General features: G+C 73.9%; 15 protein-coding genes. 5 read left to right on the forward strand and 10 right to left on the reverse strand.

The window, feature by feature from the left end:
• Positions 1-72 precede the first annotated feature (72 nt).
• Positions 73-936: an aminoglycoside phosphotransferase family protein gene (locus AB0B40_RS22495; protein WP_362265195.1), complete on the forward strand. Its 864-nt coding sequence runs from the start codon at positions 73-75 to the stop codon at positions 934-936.
• A 98-nt stretch (positions 937-1,034) separates the two neighbouring features.
• Here AB0B40_RS22495 and AB0B40_RS22500 read toward each other — a convergent pair whose 3' ends face one another.
• From AB0B40_RS22500 to AB0B40_RS22515, 4 genes are all read right to left on the reverse strand, one after another.
• Positions 1,035-1,760, reverse strand: coding sequence for a 3'-5' exonuclease (locus AB0B40_RS22500; protein WP_362265197.1), 726 nt, complete (start codon positions 1,758-1,760; stop codon positions 1,035-1,037).
• 102 nt (positions 1,761-1,862) lie between these two features.
• Positions 1,863-3,101 (reverse strand): SAV2148 family HEPN domain-containing protein, encoded by a 1,239-nt coding sequence (locus AB0B40_RS22505; RefSeq protein ID WP_362265199.1) that lies wholly within the window; start codon positions 3,099-3,101, stop codon positions 1,863-1,865.
• A 115-nt stretch (positions 3,102-3,216) separates the two neighbouring features.
• Positions 3,217-4,563 (reverse strand): copper amine oxidase, encoded by a 1,347-nt coding sequence (locus AB0B40_RS22510; RefSeq protein WP_362265201.1) that lies wholly within the window; start codon positions 4,561-4,563, stop codon positions 3,217-3,219.
• 51 nt (positions 4,564-4,614) lie between these two features.
• Positions 4,615-5,427, reverse strand: a complete 813-nt coding sequence (locus AB0B40_RS22515; protein WP_362265203.1) for a Tat pathway signal sequence domain protein — start codon at positions 5,425-5,427, stop codon at positions 4,615-4,617.
• A gap of 198 nt (positions 5,428-5,625) precedes the next feature.
• Between AB0B40_RS22515 and glgX the strand changes: the two genes are divergently transcribed.
• Positions 5,626-7,734 carry a glycogen debranching protein GlgX gene (glgX, locus tag AB0B40_RS22520; protein WP_345051707.1) on the forward strand — a complete coding sequence of 703 codons (2,109 nt, stop codon included), beginning with the start codon at positions 5,626-5,628 and terminating at the stop codon, positions 7,732-7,734.
• Between the two features lie 236 nt (positions 7,735-7,970).
• Here the strand turns inward: glgX and AB0B40_RS22525 are convergent, their stop codons facing one another.
• Positions 7,971-9,278 (reverse strand): MFS transporter, encoded by a 1,308-nt coding sequence (locus AB0B40_RS22525; protein WP_362265204.1) that lies wholly within the window; start codon positions 9,276-9,278, stop codon positions 7,971-7,973.
• A 107-nt stretch (positions 9,279-9,385) separates the two neighbouring features.
• On the opposite strand from AB0B40_RS22525, the gene treY reads away from it, so the two are divergent.
• On the forward strand, positions 9,386-11,728 hold the full coding sequence (treY, locus tag AB0B40_RS22530) for a malto-oligosyltrehalose synthase (RefSeq protein WP_362265221.1): 2,343 nt from the start codon (positions 9,386-9,388) through the stop codon (positions 11,726-11,728).
• 242 nt (positions 11,729-11,970) lie between these two features.
• The gene (locus tag AB0B40_RS22535; protein WP_362265206.1) at positions 11,971-13,221 is read left to right on the forward strand and encodes a M14 family zinc carboxypeptidase; all 1,251 of its coding nucleotides are present in this window, start codon (positions 11,971-11,973) and stop codon (positions 13,219-13,221) included.
• 40 nt (positions 13,222-13,261) lie between these two features.
• Here AB0B40_RS22535 and AB0B40_RS22540 read toward each other — a convergent pair whose 3' ends face one another.
• Both AB0B40_RS22540 and AB0B40_RS22545 read right to left on the reverse strand, forming a co-directional pair.
• Entirely contained in the window at positions 13,262-13,675 is a 414-nt protein-coding gene (locus tag AB0B40_RS22540; protein WP_345051719.1) for an SSI family serine proteinase inhibitor, read from the reverse strand.
• A 196-nt stretch (positions 13,676-13,871) separates the two neighbouring features.
• A complete protein-coding gene (locus tag AB0B40_RS22545; protein ID WP_345051722.1) occupies positions 13,872-14,426 on the reverse strand; it encodes a DUF1707 and FHA domain-containing protein in 555 nt (184 codons plus the stop codon).
• A gap of 177 nt (positions 14,427-14,603) precedes the next feature.
• On the opposite strand from AB0B40_RS22545, the gene treZ reads away from it, so the two are divergent.
• Positions 14,604-16,349, forward strand: a complete 1,746-nt coding sequence (gene treZ, locus AB0B40_RS22550; protein WP_362265208.1) for a malto-oligosyltrehalose trehalohydrolase — start codon at positions 14,604-14,606, stop codon at positions 16,347-16,349.
• Between the two features lie 55 nt (positions 16,350-16,404).
• Here the strand turns inward: treZ and AB0B40_RS22555 are convergent, their stop codons facing one another.
• The 3 genes from AB0B40_RS22555 to AB0B40_RS22565 form a co-directional block, all read right to left on the reverse strand.
• On the reverse strand, positions 16,405-17,340 hold the full coding sequence (locus AB0B40_RS22555) for an aminoglycoside phosphotransferase family protein (RefSeq protein WP_345051728.1): 936 nt from the start codon (positions 17,338-17,340) through the stop codon (positions 16,405-16,407).
• 86 nt (positions 17,341-17,426) lie between these two features.
• A complete protein-coding gene (locus AB0B40_RS22560; protein ID WP_345051731.1) occupies positions 17,427-18,554 on the reverse strand; it encodes an aminopeptidase P family protein in 1,128 nt (375 codons plus the stop codon).
• A gap of 222 nt (positions 18,555-18,776) precedes the next feature.
• The gene (locus AB0B40_RS22565; RefSeq protein WP_345051734.1) at positions 18,777-19,346 is read right to left on the reverse strand and encodes a PDZ domain-containing protein; all 570 of its coding nucleotides are present in this window, start codon (positions 19,344-19,346) and stop codon (positions 18,777-18,779) included.
• Positions 19,347-19,414: the final 68 nt, after the last annotated feature.

A 19,414-nucleotide genomic window follows, 5' to 3' on the forward strand; every position in this document is an offset into this window, starting at 1 on the left:
CGGACACGGCCCGGGCCCCGCACCGGCGGTGGGCCCACGGACGGCACGGGAAGACGGCACGGAGGCACGACGATGGACGAGGCACGCGCGCGGGACGTACTGACCGCGGCGGGGGTGCTGCCGGGGCCGGCCGGGGACGCGCGGCTGCTGGCGCTCGGCGAGAACGCGGTGTTCGCCGCCGGGGACCTGGTGGTGAAGGTGGGCCGGGACGCCGAGCTGCTGGCGCGGGCCGAACGCGAGCTGGCCGTCGCCGGATGGCTGGCCGAGGCGGACGTGCCGGCGGTCCGGGCGGCCGAGCCGAAGCCGCGGCTGGTGGACGGGCACCCGGTGACGGTGTGGCACCGGCTGCCCGATCCGGTACGGCCGGCCGAGCCGCGGGATCTGGCGCGGTTGCTGCGGACCGTGCACGCGCTTCCCTCTCCTCCCTTCGCGCTGCCGCCCCGCGAGCTGCTGGGCGGGGTGGAGCGCTGGCTGCGGCTCGCGGGGGACGCGATCGACCCGGAGGACGCGGGCTATCTCCGGGAGCGCCGCGACGGCTTCGCCGCCCAGGCCGCCTCGCTGACGCCGCGTCTGACACCGGGCCCGATCCACGGAGACGCGCTGCCCCGCAACGTGCACATCGGTCCGAACGGACCCGTCCTGGTCGATCTGGAGACCTTCTCCGCCGACCTGCGCGAGCACGACCTGGTGGTCATGGCCCTCTCCCGCGACCGGTACGGGCTGCCGGCCGAGGCGTACGCCTCCTTCACCGAGGCGTACGGCTGGGACGTCCGGGAGTGGGAGGGCTGTGCGGTGCTGCGGGGCGCCCGGGAGACGGCCAGCTGCGCGTGGGTGGCCCAGCACGCGCCGAGCAACCCGAAGGCGCTCGCGGAGTTCCGCCGCCGGGTGGCGTCGCTGCGGGACGGGGACGAGACGGTGCGCTGGTATCCGTTCTGAGGCTTCCCGGCGACCTCGGCGCCCCGGGTCCGCCCGGCCGCCCACCGTCACGGCGGCTCGCCTCCGGCGGCTTGCCTCCGGCGGCTTGCCTCCGGCGGCTACGCCGGCTGGCTCTCGGTCAGCTCCCGCAGCGGCCAGGCGCCGTCGACCACCGCCCCCGCGTCTCCCTTGCGCCGCAGGAACGCCTGGAAGTCCGCCGCCCACTCGGCGTACCACCCGATCTGCTGCCGGTGCAGTTCGGCCGGGCCCAGGGAGGCGATCTTCGGGTGGCGGTCGGCTATCGCGGACGCGAGCCGCGCGGCGGCGAGGGCGTCGGCGGTGGCGTTGTGGGCCGCGCCGAGGACTATGCCGTACTCGGCGCAGACCGCTTCCAGGTTCCGCTTGCCGCGGCGGTAGCGGTCGACCCAGCGGTCGATGGTGTACGGGTCGATGACCGGGGCGGGACGGGCGCCGCCCAGCCGGTCGGAGAGGGACGGCAGGCCGTACCGGCGCAGTTCCGCCGCGAGCAGGGTGAGGTCGAAGGCCGCGTTGTAGGCCACGACCGGGACACCCGCCGTCCAGTAGGACACCAGGACGCCGGCGATGGCGTCGGCCACCTGGTCGGCCGGGCGGCCCTCGGCCGCCGCGCGCTCGCTGCTGATGCCGTGCACCGCGACCGCGTCGGCCGGGATCTCCACGCCCGGATCGGCCAGCCATTCCCGGCGCCCCATGGGCTCACCGGCCCTGACCTCGATCACGGCGCCCGTGACGATGCGCGCCTCGCGCGGATCGGTCCCGGTCGTCTCCAGGTCGAAGCCGATCAGCAGCTCCCGGTGCCAGCCCATGGGCGGCCCCCCTTCTTGGTGGTGCTTTCCCCCAGTGGCCTCCACCATCGCATGCGGCACTGACAATCCGAGGAGAGCGTTCCGCTTCCCGGGGCGGACAGGTCAGGACACCGGGCGCGAATCCGCCCAGGCCAGCTCGAACTCCTCACGGTATGTCGGGAAGAGTCCGCCTTCGCCCGTCTCGTCCGATGTGACCAGTCGGCTGCCGTTGCGCAGCACCAGGACCGGCGACTCCATCCCCCGCGCCCCCCGCAGATAGGACTGCACCACGGCGATACCGTCGGCGCCGTCGCCGTCCACCAGATAGGCGGTGAAGCGGGGCGTCTCGTCGTACACCTGGATCTCGAAGGCGCCCGGGTCGCGCAGCCGGGACCGCACCCGGCGCATGTGCAGGATGTTCATCTCGACCGAGCGGCTCAGTTCACCCCGCCGCATCCCGAGTTCGCGCTCACGGCGCTTGACCGAACTGGAGGCCGGGTTGAGGAAGAGCAGCCGTACCCGGCAGCCGGACTCGGCGAGCCGGACCAGGCGGCGCCCGGAGAAGTTCTGCACCAGCAGGTTGAGGCCGATGCCGATGGCGTCGAGCCGGCGCGCGCCGCCGAAGATGTCCTCGGCAGGGAACTGGCGCATGAGGCGCACCCGGTCGGGGTGCACGGCGACGACGTCGGCGTACCGGTCGCCGACCAGGTCCTCGACCGCGTCGACCGGCAGCCGGCGCGCCGAGGGCACGTCACCGCCCGCGCCGAGCATCTCCAGCAGCCGGGCGGAGGCCCGCTCGGCCTGGCTGAGCACCGCCCCGGACAGGGCGCGGTTGCGGGAGACGACGTTGCGGGTGACCTCCAGTTCGTCCAGGGCGAGTTCGAGGTCCCTGCGTTCGTCGAAGTACGGTTCGAAGCAGGGCCAGTGCTGCACCACCAGCTCACGCAGCTGGGGCAGGGTGAGGAAGCTGAGCACGTTGTCGTCGGCCGGGTCGAGCAAGTAGCCCTTGCGGCGGCTGACCTCCCGGACGGCGACCGCGCGCTGCACCCACTCCTGTCCGGCCGGTCCGGCCGCGGCCACCACCCACTCGTCGCCGTGCACGGGTTCGTAGATGGGCCGCAGCACGGCGGCGACGACCGAGCGCAGCCGCTGTTCGACGAGGTTCAGCCAGATGTAGGCCCGGCCGGCCCGCTGGGCGCGGGTGCGCACCTCACGCCAGGCGTCGGCGTCCCAGTCCAGCTCCGGGCCGATGGAACCCGCGTCCATCGGCCGGGCCAGGGACACCGCGCCGGGCGGGACGTCTGTGGAGTTCCCCTCGTGACCCTCGTCACCAGGAGGCAGCTCCAGCCCTCCCGAGCCCACCCGTGCACCGCCTTCCGCCCCCCGGGCCGTTCCCGTCTCAACGATCAAGGAAGGGTACTCCGCAAGCGGTCGGCGGTGCAGCCGGATGGACAGGTCGGTTTCCCGACTGCTTTGCTCAACTACGCCATTCCCAGTGCCCGTTCTGCCATGCCAGATCCTTGGGAGTGAGCGGATTCATAGCCGTGACGTCCCGCGGGGCGATGGAGAAGCCCTGCCAGTGCACGGGCATGGGCTGCTGGTCCTCGTCGCGGGCGATGTGGTGGAAGCCCACGTTCACCCAGACCACGGGGTGGGTGAGGGTCTGTCCGTCGGCCCACTTGTCGACGGAGTCCGGGTGACCGCCTGCGCACGTCGGGTTGTAGCTGGCGAACAGCTCGCACTTGTTGTACTCGGTGACGTACAGGTCGTGCTTGGTGAAACTGCGGCCCGGGTACTTGGTGGTGGGCCCGGGGACCAGCTCGTACGAACGGGCGTGCCCGTCCTTGTTCTTGCCGGCCGCGCTGACCACCCGCCACCAGCGGTAGGTCTTGTAGTCGCCCGCGAACTCCTTGGTGACCTTGGTGCGGGTGGTCTTGGCGGTCGGGCCCTCCTGCCGTCCGGAGGGGGCGCTGACGGTCGAGTCGTACTGCTCGACCCTGGTCCGGGACGAGCCGTCCAGGCCGAAGTCGAGCCGCCAGAAGACGTTGTGACTGTGGCTGGTGGAGTAGTCCTTGGCGCCCTTGCCGATGGGCCAGCCGCGTCCGTCCTGGGCGTTGTAGTCCTCGAAGGAGAGGCTGCCGGTCGCGCCGACGTTCATGTCGACGGTGCCGTCGTCCTGGAAGCGCCACTCGGTGATGTACTCGTACCAGCCGACCTGGTTGACCGTGTAGATCAGCAGGTCCTTGCCCTGCTGCTGGTAGACCTTGTCCGTCGCGAAGTCGTGCATGCGGTAGGCGTGCCCACGCGAACGGGTGGTGGTGCACAGGCCCTTGACGTTCGGGTGGCGCGGGTCGCCGTCCGGCACCCGGACGGTCTTGATGGTGCCGCCGGGGCACTCGCCGGGCGCCAGCTCCTGCAGCTCCTGGGCGAAGTCCTGGCCCGTCAGGTCGTAGTACTCGTGCTGTCCGTCGTCGTACGGGACATGGATCTGGCCGAGTCTGGCGCTGTTGAAGACCTTGATCGGCTTGCTCTCGTCCTTGGGCTGGTAGGAGACGTTCTCCAGGACGAGGCCGGCCTTGCTGTCGTAGCGCCAGCACATCCGCCAGGTGGTGCCGGTGGTGAGCTTCTGTTCGATCCGGTAGGCGGGACTGCAGCCGGGGGCCGGCGCGGCGGCGGTCTGCGGCCGGGCCGCGGCGGGGCCGGCGGCCGTCGTGGCGCCGGCGGCCAGCGCGGCCAGGGACAGTCCGACGGCCGCGCTCTTGCGGACGGCGGCACGGCCCACGGCGCGCGGCCGGGCGCCGCCGGGAAGGTGCTTTTCGGGCATGAAAGGACGACTCCTTGCCGGAGGTTGAGGTGTGAGGGGGGCGGCGGGCGGTCAGCCGCGGTCGAGGGCGGCGGCCTTGCGGGCACTCAGGTCGATCACCAGATCCCGGGTGTCGATCCACGGGCCGTTTCTGACCTTGGAGAACAGCCGCACGCACCGGTGCACGCCGCAGTCGTCGAGCACCGCGGGCTGGGCGCCGGGCGCGGCCTGGTAGATACCGCCGGTCAGCTCCAGCTGGTCCGGCGAGGTGAGTTCCCTGCCGGTGGCGTCCTTGTAGTCCGCCTTGAGGCCCGCGCCCAGCGGGGCGGCGATCAGGATCCGGGCCGCCTCGGCGTTCTCCGCGCGGCTCGGCGGCGGCTGGACGCCGCGCTGGGTGCCCGTCCGCTCGACCTTCCCCGTCTCGAGGTTGACGGTCTTGGTGACGAGTGTGTCGGTCCGGTAGTCGTAGAAGGTGACGTCGGCGCGGCGCGGCGCGCCCGGGTCGTCCGCCTCGGCGGCGTCGGGCTCGGCGAGATCCACGGTCAGCCGCTGTGGTCCGCGGCCTCCGTCGACGTTTTGGCCCGTGGCCGCCAACTGCCCCGCCGCGGCGATCTTCTCGACCCGCTGGAGCTCGTCGCCGGTGAGCGGGTCGCGGCCCGTGCCCTGTTTCCGCTCGGCGGCCGGCTGCTCCACGACGCCGGGCGGTGCGCCGTCCGGCCCCTGTCCGGCCTGCCCCGCGGCCCGTGTCGCGCCGCCGGTCCCGCCGGAGTCGTCCGCGCCCGCCGTGCCCGGCAGGGTGACCGCGACCATGGCCGCGGTCGCCGCCGCCGCCAGGGCCGCACCGGTCAGTACTTTGCCCAGATGGCGGTGGACTGTCTCACGCACATCTTCCCCCTGCTCCCCCTGGTCCCCGGGAGTACGTTCCTGCCCCGCTTGTTCGGCGCATGACGGGTACCAGAACCGTCGTGCGCACTGGTCGGTGGGTAAGAGGGCATGTGAGCGACGGGAGGTTGCGTCACTTTCGGACAAGACTCGGGGCCAACGCGGCCTCAGGCGGACGGCACACCTGGGAGAGTCGTATCCATGCAGGTCTGGCCTGGCGAGGCGTATCCGCTCGGCGCCACCTATGACGGCGCCGGAACCAACTTCGCGGTCTTCACGGAGGCCGCGGACCGAGTAGAGCTGTGTCTGCTGCACGACGACGGCTCGGAGACGGCGGTGGAACTGCGCGAGAGCGACGCTTTCGTGCGGCACGCGTACGTGCCCGGTGTGATGCCCGGACAGCGGTACGGGTTCCGCGTGCACGGCCCGTACGACCCCGGCCGCGGACTGCGCTGCAACTCGGCGAAGCTGCTGCTCGACCCGTACGCGAAGGCGGTCAGCGGGTCGGTCCGGTGGGGCGAGGAGGTGTACGGCTACCACTTCGGCGCGCCCGACGAGCGCAACGACCTGGACTCGGCGCCGCACACCATGACCTCGGTGGTGATCAACCCGTACTTCGACTGGGGCGACGACCGGCCGCCGCGTACCGAGTACCACCACACGGTGATCTACGAGGCCCATGTGAAGGGCCTGACCATGCGTCACCCGGGACTGCCCGACGAGCTGCGCGGCACCTATGCGGGCCTCGCCCACCCGGCCGTCATAGAACACCTGACCAAGCTGGGGGTGACGGCGCTGGAGCTGATGCCCGTGCACCAGTTCGTGAACGACCACCGGCTGGTCGACATGGGCCTGAACAACTACTGGGGCTACAACACCATCGGCTTCTTCGCCCCGCACAACGCGTACGCCTCCTGGGGCGACCGCGGGCAGCAGGTGCTGGAGTTCAAGTCGGCGGTCCGGGCGCTGCACGAGGCGGGGATCGAGGTGATCCTGGACGTGGTCTACAACCACACCGCCGAGGGCAACCACCTGGGCCCGACGCTGTCCTTCAAGGGCATCGACAACCCGTCGTACTACCGGCTCACGGACGACCCCCGCTACTACATGGACACCACGGGCACCGGGAACTCGCTGCTCATGCGGTCCCCGCACGTGCTCCAGCTGATCATGGACTCGTTGCGGTACTGGGTGACCGAGATGCACGTCGACGGCTTCCGCTTCGACCTCGCGGCCACCCTGGCCCGGCAGTTCCACGAGGTGGACCGGCTGTCGTCGTTCTTCGACCTGGTGCAGCAGGACCCGGTGGTCTCCCAGGTGAAGCTGATCGCCGAGCCGTGGGACGTCGGCGAGGGCGGCTACCAGGTGGGCAACTTCCCGCCGCTGTGGACCGAGTGGAACGGCAAGTACCGCGACACGGTACGGGACCTGTGGCGGGGTGAGCCGCGCGCGCTGGCCGAGTTCGGCTCCCGGCTGACCGGCTCCTCCGACCTCTACCAGGACGACGGCAGGCGCCCGCTGGCCTCGATCAACTTCGTCACCTGCCACGACGGTTTCACCCTCCACGACCTGGTGTCGTACAACGACAAGCACAACCAGGCCAACGGCGAGGACAACCGGGACGGCGAGAGCCACAACCGGTCCTGGAACTGCGGTGCGGAGGGCGACACCGACGACCCGGAGGTGCTGCGGCTGCGCGGCCGCCAGATGCGGAACTTCATCGCCACCCTGATGCTGTCCCAGGGCGTACCGATGATCAGCCACGGCGACGAGTTCGCGCGCACCCAGCGCGGCAACAACAATGCCTACTGCCAGGACAACGAACTGTCCTGGATCCAGTGGCCGGAGGAGGGCAGCGACCTCCTGGAGTTCACGCGCGCGATGGTGTGGCTGCGCCGCGACCATCCCGTCCTGCGCCGGCGCCGTTTCTTCCACGGCCGTCTGGTGGAGGGCACCCACGACGAGCTGTCCGACATCGCCTGGTTCACCCCCGAGGGCGGCGAGATGACCCAGCGCGACTGGGACTCCGCGCAGGTGTCCGCGCTGACGGTGTTCCTGAACGGCAACGCCATCTCCGAACCCGGTCCGCGCGGGGAGCGGATCTCCGACGACTCCTTCCTGCTGATGTTCAACGCCTCGCCCGAACCGCTGGACTTCGTGGTGCCGGTCGACCACGGCCGGCAGTGGCAGGTCGTGGTCGACACGGCCCGCCCGGAGGGCGTTCCGCCGGGAACGGGCCCGAAGATCGAGGCCGGTGACCGCGTCACCCTGCCGGACCGCAGCCTGACGGTGCTCCAGCGGCCGGCCTAGGGCCGTGGCAGGCACCGTTCGCCCGGAAGGAGCGGCGTCAGGTGCGTGCTCTCGGCGCGCCGGCCGGAAGTCCTCGTACGGGACGTACTTGGGCTCTCGGCCGGTGCGGCGGGAGTGCGTGCCGGGCGTCGCGACGGGGCGAACGTCGCCTGGTGCGGCACTGGCGAGGCGCGCGGCCCCTGGGGACGCGCGGCCCCCGGGGCCTTTCGTCCGGCCTACTGGGGCTGCGTGTCCCGCTACTGGGGCTGCGTGTCCCGCTGCTGGGGCTGCGTGTCCCGCACGCGCGCGTGGGGGGCGTTCCCGGGGGCCTGGGCGTATGCCGTCGGGCGCACCGCCATGGCGAGGGCGAAGGTCAGTCCGGCCGCCGTGCTCGCCGCCGCGAAGGCCGCCGCGGGGCCGTGGGACTCGGCGAGGCGTCCGGTGACGGCGACCGCCAGGGCCTGGCCGCCGACGAGGGCGCTGGTGGCCACCCCCATCGTCTCCGCCAGCCGGGACGGCGCGACCGCGCGCTCCAGGAGGCCGAAGACGGTGATCAGGTGCGGGGCGTAGGCGATGCCCAGGACGGTGACGACGGCGTACAGGCCGGGCAGCGCGGTCGTGCCGAGCAGCGGCAGGGAGAGCGCGAGGGCGGCGCCGGTCGCCAGCCGCCAGCGCGTCCGGGCACCGATCCGGTCCGGTACGGCGGCCATGGTGAACCCCGCGGCGGCGCTCATCACCCCCATCGCGGCGTACACCAGTCCGGCCTGGTCCTCCTGCCCGAGCCGGGCGGTGAGCGCGGTGATGCCGGCCTGGCAGGCGCCGAACATCGCGCCCTGGAGCGCGAGCGAGGTGAGCAGGGCGGGCACGCACCGGGGCATCGGGGCGCGCGCGGCACGCGCCCGGCCGGAGCGGGGCTCCACGCGCGCGGGGGCGGCGAGACGGGCCGTCGGGTGCAGGGCGAAGGCGCTGCCGCAGACCGCCACCAGCACCGCCGCGCCGCCCATGGCGTAGGCCGGATGGGCGAGTACCGCGGCCACCCCGATGAGCGCCGGGCCGAGGACGAACGACAGTTCGTCCAGGGTGCTCTCGAAGGAGAGCGCGGCGCCGACCGTCCCCTCGGAGGCGCCCGAGCGGCGGGCGAGGGCGACCAGGCGGGTGCGTGCCAGCGGGCCGACGAGCGGCACGGTGGCGCCCGCGGCGGCCCCCAGGAGGGCCAGGACGGGCGCGGGCAGCGCGGCGAGCGCGCCGGTGACGAGAGCGGTCACGGCGAGGGCGTTGGCGAGCGAGAAGGCGAGCACCACCGTGCGCTGGCCGTGCCGGTCGGCGAGCCGCCCCACCAGCGGTCCGCAGGCCACCTGGCCGAGCGCGAGGGCGCCACCGGTCACTCCGGCCGTGCCGAGGGAGCCGCTCGTGCGGGCGACGAGCAGCACGCTGCCGAACTGGATGGTGGCCGTCGGCAGCCGCCCCAGGAACGACACGCACGGCAGCAGCGGCCCGGTCAGCCGGATCACCTGGCGATAGGTGTCGCCCGCGCGGCGCCGTTCCCGCTTTCCGGTTGTTCCCATCGCTCGAACCTAGACACGCGTGCGTGATCCGGGCAAAGGTGGATGACACGAAAGACGGCGAGCGGGGTACGTAGGTTCCCATGACTTCTGCGCGATCCGGACCGGCGATGCCCACGGCCACCTACCGGCTGCAGCTCCAGCCCGCGTTCCCGTTCGCCGCCGCCGAAGCGGCCGTACCCTACCTGGCGTCGCTGGGTGTCTCGCATCTGCACCTGTCCCCGGTCCTGGAGGCCGTGCCGGGCTCCGCGCACGGCTACGACGTGGTGGACCCCTCGCGCGTGCGTGCGGAGCTGGGCGGTGAGGAGGGGCTGCGCGCGCTGTCGCGCACCGCGCGGGACCACGGTCTGGGCCTGGTGGTGGACGTCGTGCCGAACCACATGGCGATGGCCCCCCGGCACAACCCGTTCCTGTGGGAGGTGCTGCGCGAGGGCCCCGGGTCGCCGTACGCGCGCTGGTTCGACATCGACTGGGAGGCGCAGGACGGCCGGATCCTGCTGCCGGTGCTCGGCGGCCCGATCGGTGCCGAGCTGGAGCACCTCAGGGTCGACGGTGAGGTGCTGCGCTACCACGACCACGTCTTCCCGCTCCGCGCCGGCACCGGACACCTGCCGCTGCCCCGGCTGCTGGACGCCCAGTGGTACCGCCCGGTGTGGTGGCGGCTGGCCCGCACCGAGCTGAACTACCGGCGGTTCTTCAGCATCTCCGAGCTGATCGGGGTGCGGGTGGAGGACCCCGAGGTGTTCGACGCCACTCACGGCACGATCCTGCGGCTGCTGGCCGACGGCGTGATCGACGGGCTGCGGATCGACCATCCCGACGGGCTCGCCGACCCCGGCGGCTACCTCGCGCGGCTGCACGAGGCGACCGGCGGACGCTGGACGGTCGTGGAGAAGATCCTGGCCGACGGCGAACGGCTGCCGGCGTCCTGGCCCGTCGCGGGCACCACGGGCTACGACGCCCTGCGGCACGTCGACGGCCTGTTCACAGACCGTACCGGGGCGTACGAACTGCTGGGACGCTACCGGGCCTTCGCGGCGCCGCAGACCGACCGGGGCGGCAACTGGGAGGCCACGGTCCGGCGGGCCGCGTACAAGGTGCTCACCCATGAGCTGGCCACCGAGACCGACCGGCTCACCCGGGTGGCCGCCCGGCTGTGCGCCACCTCGCCCGACCTGGGCCTGCGCGACCGGGCTCCCTGGGCGCTGCGTACGGCCGTGGAGGAGCTGCTGGTGCGGATGCGGGTGTACCGGCCGTACGCGTCCGGCGACGCCGCCGCCGTGATCACCGAGGAGGCGGCCGAGGAGGCCCGGCTGGCCTTCGTGGTGCCGCAGGAGGCCGAGGCCGTCGGCATCGTGCGCCGGCTGCTGGTCGAGCCGGTCGGCGAGGCGTCGGCGCCGGACCACGCCGACCGGGTGGAGTTCCGCACCCGGTTCGCCCAGACCGCCTCGGCGCTGCGCGCCAAGTCGGTGGAGGACACCGCCTTCTACCGCTACGTTCCGCTGCTGTCGGCGGCCGAGGTGGGCGGTGATCCGGGCAGCCCGGGGGTGTTCCCGGAGGACTTCCACGCGTACTGCGCGCGCGTGCAGCACGACTGGCCGCTCACCGGCACGGTCGTCACCACGCACGACACCAAGCGCAGCGCCGATGTGCGGGCCGCGCTGGCCGTGCTCACCGAGTGCCCGGACGGCTGGACGAAGCTGCTCGCCGAGGTGACCCGGGCCGGGGCGGGCGCACCGGACGGACAGCTGGCCTGGGCCGCCTGGCAGACGGTGTTCGGGCTGGGACCGGCGGAGGAGGAACGCGTCCAGGAGGCGCTGCTCAAACATGTGCGCGAGGCGGGCATGTACACCAGCTGGACGGAGCAGGAGCCGCCGTACGAGGAGGCGGTGGCGGCCTTCGTCGCCGCCGGGCCGTGCGGGCCGCCGGGCGAGCGCGTGGCCGCGTTCCGCAAGGCACTGGAGCCGCATGTCCGGGCCAACGTCCTCGGTACCGCGCTGGTCCACCTGACGATGCCGGGGGTGCCGGACGTGTACCAGGGCACGGAGGGCGAGTACCGGGCGCTGGTGGACCCGGACAACCGGCGGCCGGTGGCGTTCCCGCCCGAGGTGCCGGGCGAGAAGGACGCGCTGACGGCGGCGGCGCTGCGGCTGCGCGCCCGGCGCCCGGACGCCTTCGGCGCGGGCGCCTCGTACGATCCGCTGGCCGCCGAGGGTCCGGCGGCCGACCACTGCCTGGCGTTCGCGCGCTCGGGTGAGGTGGTCACGGCGGTGACCCGGCTGTCACTGCGGCTGGCGGAGGCGGGCGGCTGGCGGGAGACGCTGCTGCCGCTGCCGCCCGGGCGGTGGACGGACGTGCTGACCGAGGGGCGGGAGTTCTCCGGGCACGCTCGCGTGGCGGACCTTTTCGGCCGGCTGCCGGTGGCGCTGCTGGAGCGGGTCGCGCAGGACTGAGGGGGCGGGCCCGCCCGCCGGGCGGCCCCCCGCCGGCCGCACGGGGCGGCGGAGCGCGCGGGGTGGTTCCCCGAGGGCTCATGGGACGCCGTGCGCACCAGCAGTGCGCCCCCGGCACACAGTGGCCCCGGCGCCGGCGGCCCTGGCGTCCGGGCGCCCCCGGGAGCCTCCCCGCCCGCTCCTTGACAGTTCACCCGTCCCGTGCGGGACTGGGAGGGCGACGCCGGACGGACAAGTCGGGGGTGAGTCCTCTGCCGGAGCTGCGCTATCCCAGCGTTCCCGAACTGGTCGCCTCCGCACGGGCGTTGGCCGCTCAGGGACCCGGGCTGTGCACGCTGCGCCAGGTGGGCGTCTCGCGCGCGGGAAGACCCCTGCACCTGCTGTCGGTGGGACACGGCCGCCGTGCGGTGCTGGTCGTCGCCGGTGCCCACGCCAACGAACCGACGGGCGGTTCCACGCTGCGGGTGCTCGCCGAACGTGTGCTGGCCGACCGGGAGCTGCGGGCGGGCACTTCCTGGCACTTCCTGCTGTGCGCGGATCCGGACGGCGCGAGTCTGCACGTGACCCCGGCGCCACGCAGCCTGCTGGACTACCACCTCGGTTTCTACCGGCCGACGGGCGCGGAACAACCGGAGTGGTCGCCGTCCGTGCTGCCGCCGGACCGGCTGCCGCCCGAGACCCGGACACTGACCGGGCTGATCGACGAGTTGCGTCCGTACCTCCAGGTGACCTTGCACGGCACCGATCTGGGCGGCAGCTGGGTGCAGTTGACCAAGGACCTGCCGGGCCTCGCCGAGCCGTTCGCCAAGTCGGCGGCGGAGCTGCACATTCCGGTGGAGACGGGGGCCTCGGACGCGGCGGGCTGGCCGGCCTCCGGTCCCGGGGTGCACGTGATGCCCGGCCCGGAGACGGGCGCGGCCTATCCGAGCATGCCGGACGACGCCCGGCACAGCACCTGGTACCACGCGCACCGGTACGGCGGGCTGACGGCCGTGGTGGAGGTGCCGATGTGGGCCAGCGACCTGGTGGACGACCCCGCGCCGCACCCGGCCCCGGCGGCGGCCATGCGGCGCCTGGCCGCGCGGCTGCTGCGGGACGCCCGGGACGTGGAACGGATCCTCGCCGAGGCGCTGCCCCGGCTGGACGGCGTGGACGGGCCGCTGCTGCGGGCCGCCCGGTGGGCGCTGGAGCTGATTCCGGGCCTGGCCGAGGACTGGATCCACACCCCTCCGGCGGGCACCACGATGGCGTACGTCGGCAGCGTGGACGCCTTCGGGCGGCGGCTGCCGCTGCGGGCCGCGGCGATGCTGCTGCGGGTGCTGCGGGAGGCGGACGACCGGGCGGCGCCGCGCCTGGAACAGCTCGTGGCCACCTGGTGCGACGCGTTCGCCCATCGGTTCCGGGCCCGCTGGGTGCCGTTGGAGCACCAGGTGGAGCACCAGTCGCGCACGGTGCTGGTGGCGGCGCAGCAGGCGCGGGCCCGGGCGGCGTGAGCCGGTGCCGGCCCGCGCCGCCCGGGCCGCGGGGCGCCGGTCAGCCGTCCAGGGCGAAGACGTGCCGCGTCCGGGCCTTCATGACGCAGGTGCTGGTGTAGGTCTGCTGGAAGTGCACGGACCGGCCGTTCCAGTGGCCGCGCGCGTAGGTGGTCACCGGGGCGTAGATCATCGGGCAGAAGACGCCCTCGGCCGGGATGCGTCCGATGTCACCGCCCGCGTCGGCCAGTTCGCCGCAGGCCTGGCTGGCGTGCGCGTGTCCCCGGGGCGGGTCGCACAGCAGCAGCGCGCCGTGGGTGTCACCGGACCTGGCCTCGCCCCTGGTGACCGTCAGGTAGAGCCAGTTGCCCTGGTGGATGTCGCGGGAGGCCGCCCGGGCGGGGCCCGCGGTGAGGAGACCGGCGGCGGCCAGCAGGGCACCGGCCGCCGCTGCCGTTCTGGTGATGTAGGTCATGCCCGTTGCATCGGCACACGGGCCCGGCTTCCGCAGGGCGGCTCACCCGATCGGAAGGGCGGGCGGGCGTGGCCGGACGCCCGTCGAAGAGGACCGGACAGGGTGGCGAGCGGCCGGACCGGACCGGACGGGCGCCGTCGCCGTAGCGGCTGGGCTGCGGTGATGCCGCGTGCCGGGGAGAACCGTGGAGAGAGGGCTACTGGGCCGCGGCGAGCCGGAACGCCATGCGGCCGAAGGCCACCTGGTCGCCCTCCCGGACGACGACCGCGCCGATCACCCGGCGGCCGTTGACGGTGGTGCCGTTGGTGGAGCCCAGGTCCCTGAGCACCCACAGGCCACCCTGCCGGCTGAGTTCGGCGTGCACCCGGGAGACGGTCTCGTGGTTCAGGCGCAGCCCGTTCGCCGGGTCGCGGCCGATGCGCAGCGGATGGGTGCGCGCGGGGTGCGGCAGCAGCAGCTTGGGCAGCCGCTCGGCCTGCCAGGCGCGGCGCAGCCGTACCGTGAAGCCGGAGACGGCCTCGACGGTGCCGAGGACCGCGCGGGAGAAGCGGTTCTCCCTGGGCAGGTCGGCGACGAGGGCGGCCAGTTCGTCGGAGCGGCGCGCGGCGAGGGCCAGCTCCATGCGGCGCACGAACGTGTCGTGCGAGAGCCGGCCCATCGCGACGCCGTCGCGCAGCACCTGCAGCGCCTTGTCGCGCTCCGCGTCGGACAGGCGCGCGGGATAGGTGGAGAACTCGAACGACGACGTCACGCTGGTGATTGTCGGGCAGTGAACCCCGGGTGTCCAGAAGACGCGGAACCGGTGCCGGGGTACGGGTACTTCCGCGACACCCGCCCCCAAAGGGCGGATTCGAAAGCGGATCGATCGTCCGGGACGGCACGATGGTGGCGCGGGACATCACGGTGAGCAGACGAAGGGGAACCGTCCGTGCAGTTCGAGGTGTGGGCACCGCAGGCAGACCGAGTGACGCTCCACTGTGAGGGCGCCACGCGCGCGTTGGCGCGTGATCCCGCGCGCGAGGGGTGGTGGACCGGCGAGGCGGAGGCGGGGCACGGCGCACGGTACGGCTTCGCGCTGGACGACGGTCCCGTGCTGCCCGACCCGCGCTCGCGCCGCCAGCCGGACGGCCCGGACGGGCTGAGCGCGGTCGTGGACCACGGGCGCCACGAGTGGCGCGCCCGGTGGACGGGGCGCGGGCTGCCGGGCGCGGTGCTGTACGAGCTGCACGTGGGCACGTACACCCGCGAGGGCACCCTGGACGCCGCGGCGGACCGGCTCGAACACCTGGTGGAACTGGGGGTGACACACGTGGAGTTGATGCCGTTGTGCCCCTTCCCGGGGCGCCACGGCTGGGGTTACGAGGGTGTGTCGCTGTGGGCGGTGCACGAGCCGTACGGCGGCCCCGAGGCCCTCAAGCGCTTCGTCGACCGGGCGCACGGACTGGGGCTGGGGGTCGTCCTGGACGTCGTGCACAACCACTTGGGCCCGTCGGGGAACCATCTGCCCGCGTTCGGCCCGTACTTCACGGACACCCATCAGACCCCGTGGGGCTCGGCGGTGAACCTGGACGCGTCCGGCTCGGACGAGGTGCGCGCGTTCCTCGCCGGCAGCGCGCTGGCCTGGCTGCGGGACTACCGGATCGACGGGCTGCGGCTGGACGCCGTGCACGCGCTGTACGACACGCGTGCGTGCCACTTCCTGGAGGAGCTGTCGGCGGCCGTGGACGGCCTGGCCGGCGAAGTGGACAGGCCGCTGTTCCTGATCGCGGAGTCGGACATGAACAACCCGCGGTTCATCACCGCGCGCGCGGAGCACGGCATCGGACTGCACGCGCAGTGGAACGACGACTTCCACCACGCGCTGCACACCAGCCTGACCGGTGAGTCGCAGGGCTACTACGCCGACTTCGCGCGGGAGCCCTTCGCCGCGCTCGCCAAGACGCTCACCGGCGGCTGGTTCCACGACGGCACGTACTCCAGTTTCCGGGGCCGCCGCCATGGCCGGCCGCTGGACCGGGCGCGCGTGGCCGGGCACCGGCTGGTCGGCTACAGCCAGACCCACGACCAGGTCGGCAACCGCGCCCAGGGCGACCGGCTCGCCGCACACCTCTCCCCCGGCCTGCTGGCCTGCGCGGCCACCCTGACGCTGACGGCGCCGTTCACGCCGATGCTGTTCATGGGCGAGGAGTGGGCGGCGGGCACGCCCTGGCAGTTCTTCACCGACCACACCGATCCCGGGCTGGCCGAGGCGGTACGGCGGGGCAGGCGACGGGAGTTCGCGGCGCACGGCTGGGCCGAGGAGGACGTGCCGGACCCGCAGGACCCGGCGACCCGGGAACGGTCCTGCCTGGACTGGTCGGAGCCGGAGCGTGAGCCGCACGCGCGCGTGCTGGCCTGGTACCGGCAGCTGATCGCGCTGCGCCGGGCACAGCCCGACCTCACCGACCCGGACCTGGCCGACACGAAGGTGGCGTACGACGAGGACGCTCGCTGGCTGGCCTTCCGGCGCGGGGACGTACGGGTGGCGGTGAACCTCGGCAAGGAGCCCGCGAGGATCCCGCTGGGCACCGGCCGTGTGGAGGTCCTCGCGGCCTGGGAGCCGGTGACGGCCCCGGGCCCGGACGGCCTGCTGCAGGTGCCCGGCGAGTCCTGTGTCGTGCTCTTCCAGCCCTGAGCGGCCCTGAGGGCGCGCACGGGGCCTGCGGGGCCCACGGCGGCCCCTCGGCCCGTCACGGCTCCGGATCGTCCTCCTGGAAGTCGGTCACCCGCTCCAGCAGGATCGGCTCCCACACGCGCCGCAGCTGGGCCCGCAGCAGGGGCAGGGGGCCGTCCGCCCGGCCCTCCAGGCGGTCGGTGAGGCGGACGACGGTGTCGCAGCGGGCGAGCCACAGGCCGCGCAGGCAGGGGCGGGCGGAGTAGCCGGCCAGGGTGGCGGCGCGCACGGCGGCCGGGGCGCCGACGGCGACGGCGAGCCCGGCGATGTCCTCGGCGGGGTCGCCGAGGACCGCCGCGGTCCAGTCCAGGACGCCCCGCACCCGGCCGTCGCCGCTGACCACCACGTGCGCGCCGGTCAGCCCGTGGTGGGTGAGGACGGCGGTGCCGGACTGCGCGGCGAGCTGGGCCGCGCCGGGCGGGGTGAGCTGGAGCAGCCGGGCGGCGTCGAACTCGTCGGCGGCGGCGAGCCGTTCGGCCGCGTGCACGGCCATCCGGCGCAGCGCCTCCAGGGAGCGCGGGGCGGTGCGCGGCACGCCGAGCGCCTCGGCCTGGCGGGCGGGAACCGCGCGCAGCCCGCCGAGCAGGCCGGCGAGATCGGCCTCCCCGACGGCGGAGACGTCGTACTCGTCGGCCGTGCCGCCGGGCACCCTGGTGTCGAGGGTGTAGGCGAGGCCGGGCGCCCAGTCGCCGTGCGCGACACTGGTCGGGACGGTGACCGGCACGTGCGGGCGGACCACGTCGCGCAGGCGCAGTTCCCGGCGGCGGCGCACGGACGCCTCGCGGTCGGGCGCGAGGCGCAGCACATGGCCGCTGCCGATCCACCAGGTGTGCGCGCGGTCCTGCGTCACGGGCCGTACATCGGGTCCCCCGGTGCCGTCCGCGCCCTCCTTGAGCAGCGAGCGGACCAGTCTGCGGACGCCGTCCGCGGTGGGTGTCGGTGCCTGGGTCATGGGTCGAGCGTCGCCGTTCGGTGTCGTCTGTCGTCTGTCGTCTGTCGTCTCTCGTCTCTCGTCGAGGACGGGTCTCCCTGGATCTCTCAGTCCACTATGACCATCTCACGGGTGGTGTTGTTGAGTCGGCGGCCACCGTCCTCGGTCACCGAGACGATGTCCTCGATGCGCACCCCGAAGCGGCCCGGCAGATAGACGCCGGGTTCCACGGAGAAGCACATGCCGGGGACGAGCGGCTGCTCCTCGCCCTCGATCATGTACGGCGGCTCGTGCGTGGTGACGCCGATGCCGTGCCCGGTGCGGTGGATGAAGTACTCGCCGTACCCGGCGTCGCTGATCACCGCGCGGGCGGCACGGTCGACCTCCTGGCAGGCCACGCCCGGGCGCACGGCCCGGAAGCCGGCCTCCTGGGCGGCGCGCACGACGTCGTGGACCCGGCGTTCCTCCTCGGTGGGCTCCCCGACGTGGACCGTACGGGTGGTGTCGGAGCCGTAGCCGTCCTTCAGGCCTCCGAAGTCGAGGACGACCATGTCGCCCGGCCGGATGACGCGGTCCCCGACCTCGTGGTGCGGGTTGGCGCCGTTGGGCCCGGAGCCGACGATGGTGAAGTCGACCTGGGAGTGGCCGAAGCGGCGCAGCAGGCCGGCGAGGTCCTGGCCGACGTCGGACTCGCGGCGGCCGGCGAAGGGAACCTGCCGGATCGCCTCGAAGGCCGCGTCGGCGGCCGCGCCCGCGGCCGCCAGGAGTTCCAGCTCGGCGGCGTCCTTGACCGCGCGGAGCATGGGCAGTGCGTCGGTGAGGGCGGCGTAGGAGGTGCCCGGCAGGGCCCGCTGGAGGCCCAGCAGGTGCATCGCCCAGGTGTTGTCGCTGATGCCGAACCGGCCGCGGTCGTCGAGGAGGCCGGCGGTGACCGCATAGGGGTCCTTGCCGTCGGTCCAGTCGCGCAGGGTCAGCGCGGTGGCGCCGGCCGCGTGCTCGGCGTCCGGGGCCTCCAGGGCGGGTACGACGAGCACGGGGTCCCGGCCGGGGGCGAGGACCAGCACGGTCAGCCGTTCGGTCACCGCGGTGGGCGTGTAGCCGGTGAGCCACACCATGTCCGGTCCCGGGGCCACGAGCAGTCCGGCGAGGCCGGCGTCGGCCGCGGAGCGCACGGCGCGCTCCATACGGGCCCTGTAGTCGGCGGCGGTGAAGGGCGCGGGCGTGGTACCGGTCATCGGGCCTCCGGGCGTGGGTCGGCGAACGGGCGATGGCGTCTCGGGCAGCATCCTGCCCGCCTGGCCGCGGCCCTGCGAGCCGGTCCCCGGCACGGGCGCCCCACGGCCCACGGGGCAGGGTCTCGGCACGGGCCCATGATGACCCGTGGTACACGCGGTGACCAGCGGATTTCCCGGCGTGTACGACGTCCCGCGGCGCGCCGGGCCTCGCCGCGCCCCGGCTCAGGTCACCACTCCGGGGGTGGCCGTCAACTGCTGGTAGCCGCCGCCGCTGTGCCGCACGGTGAGGACCACGGCCTTTCCGGGGCGGGCCCGGGTCACGGCCCGTGCGAGGTCGGCGGCGGTGTCGACTCGGGCCGAGCCGAACTGGAGCACGACGTCGCCGCGGATCAGGCCCGCCGCGTAGCCGGAGCCGGGCACGTGCACGCCCACCACGAGCGCGCCGGGCTTCCCGGCGTCGACGACCTCCACGCCGAGGGTGGCGCCGGGCGGGGCGGGAGCGGGGCTGGCGGCGGGCGTGGGAGTGGCCCTGGCCGAGGGGGCGGGCGGCGGGATCCGGTGGTGCAGTTCGGCGAGTCTGCTCATGCCGATCACCGTGGCGCCGACCGTGCCGAGGCCCACGCCCGACAGCACCAGCACGGTGCCGGCGCACAGGCCGAAGAGCAGGGCCCGCAGCCGCCGCCCGCGCCGGCGCGCGGCGTGCGGGCGGCGGGCGGGGCCGGGGCCCTCACCGTCCCCGTCCCGCCGGTCCTGACCTGGCATCGGCTTGGGACGCAACGCAGTCTGTTCCATGGTTCGCTCGCCTCCGGCTGGTGCTCTACCCGGGGCGGCGGGCCGCGACGAGACACGAAAGGGTGAGA

Origin of the sequence: Streptomyces sp. NPDC042638, assembly GCF_040647235.1 — a bacterium.
GTDB classification, from domain to species: domain Bacteria; phylum Actinomycetota; class Actinomycetes; order Streptomycetales; family Streptomycetaceae; genus Streptomyces; species Streptomyces rameus.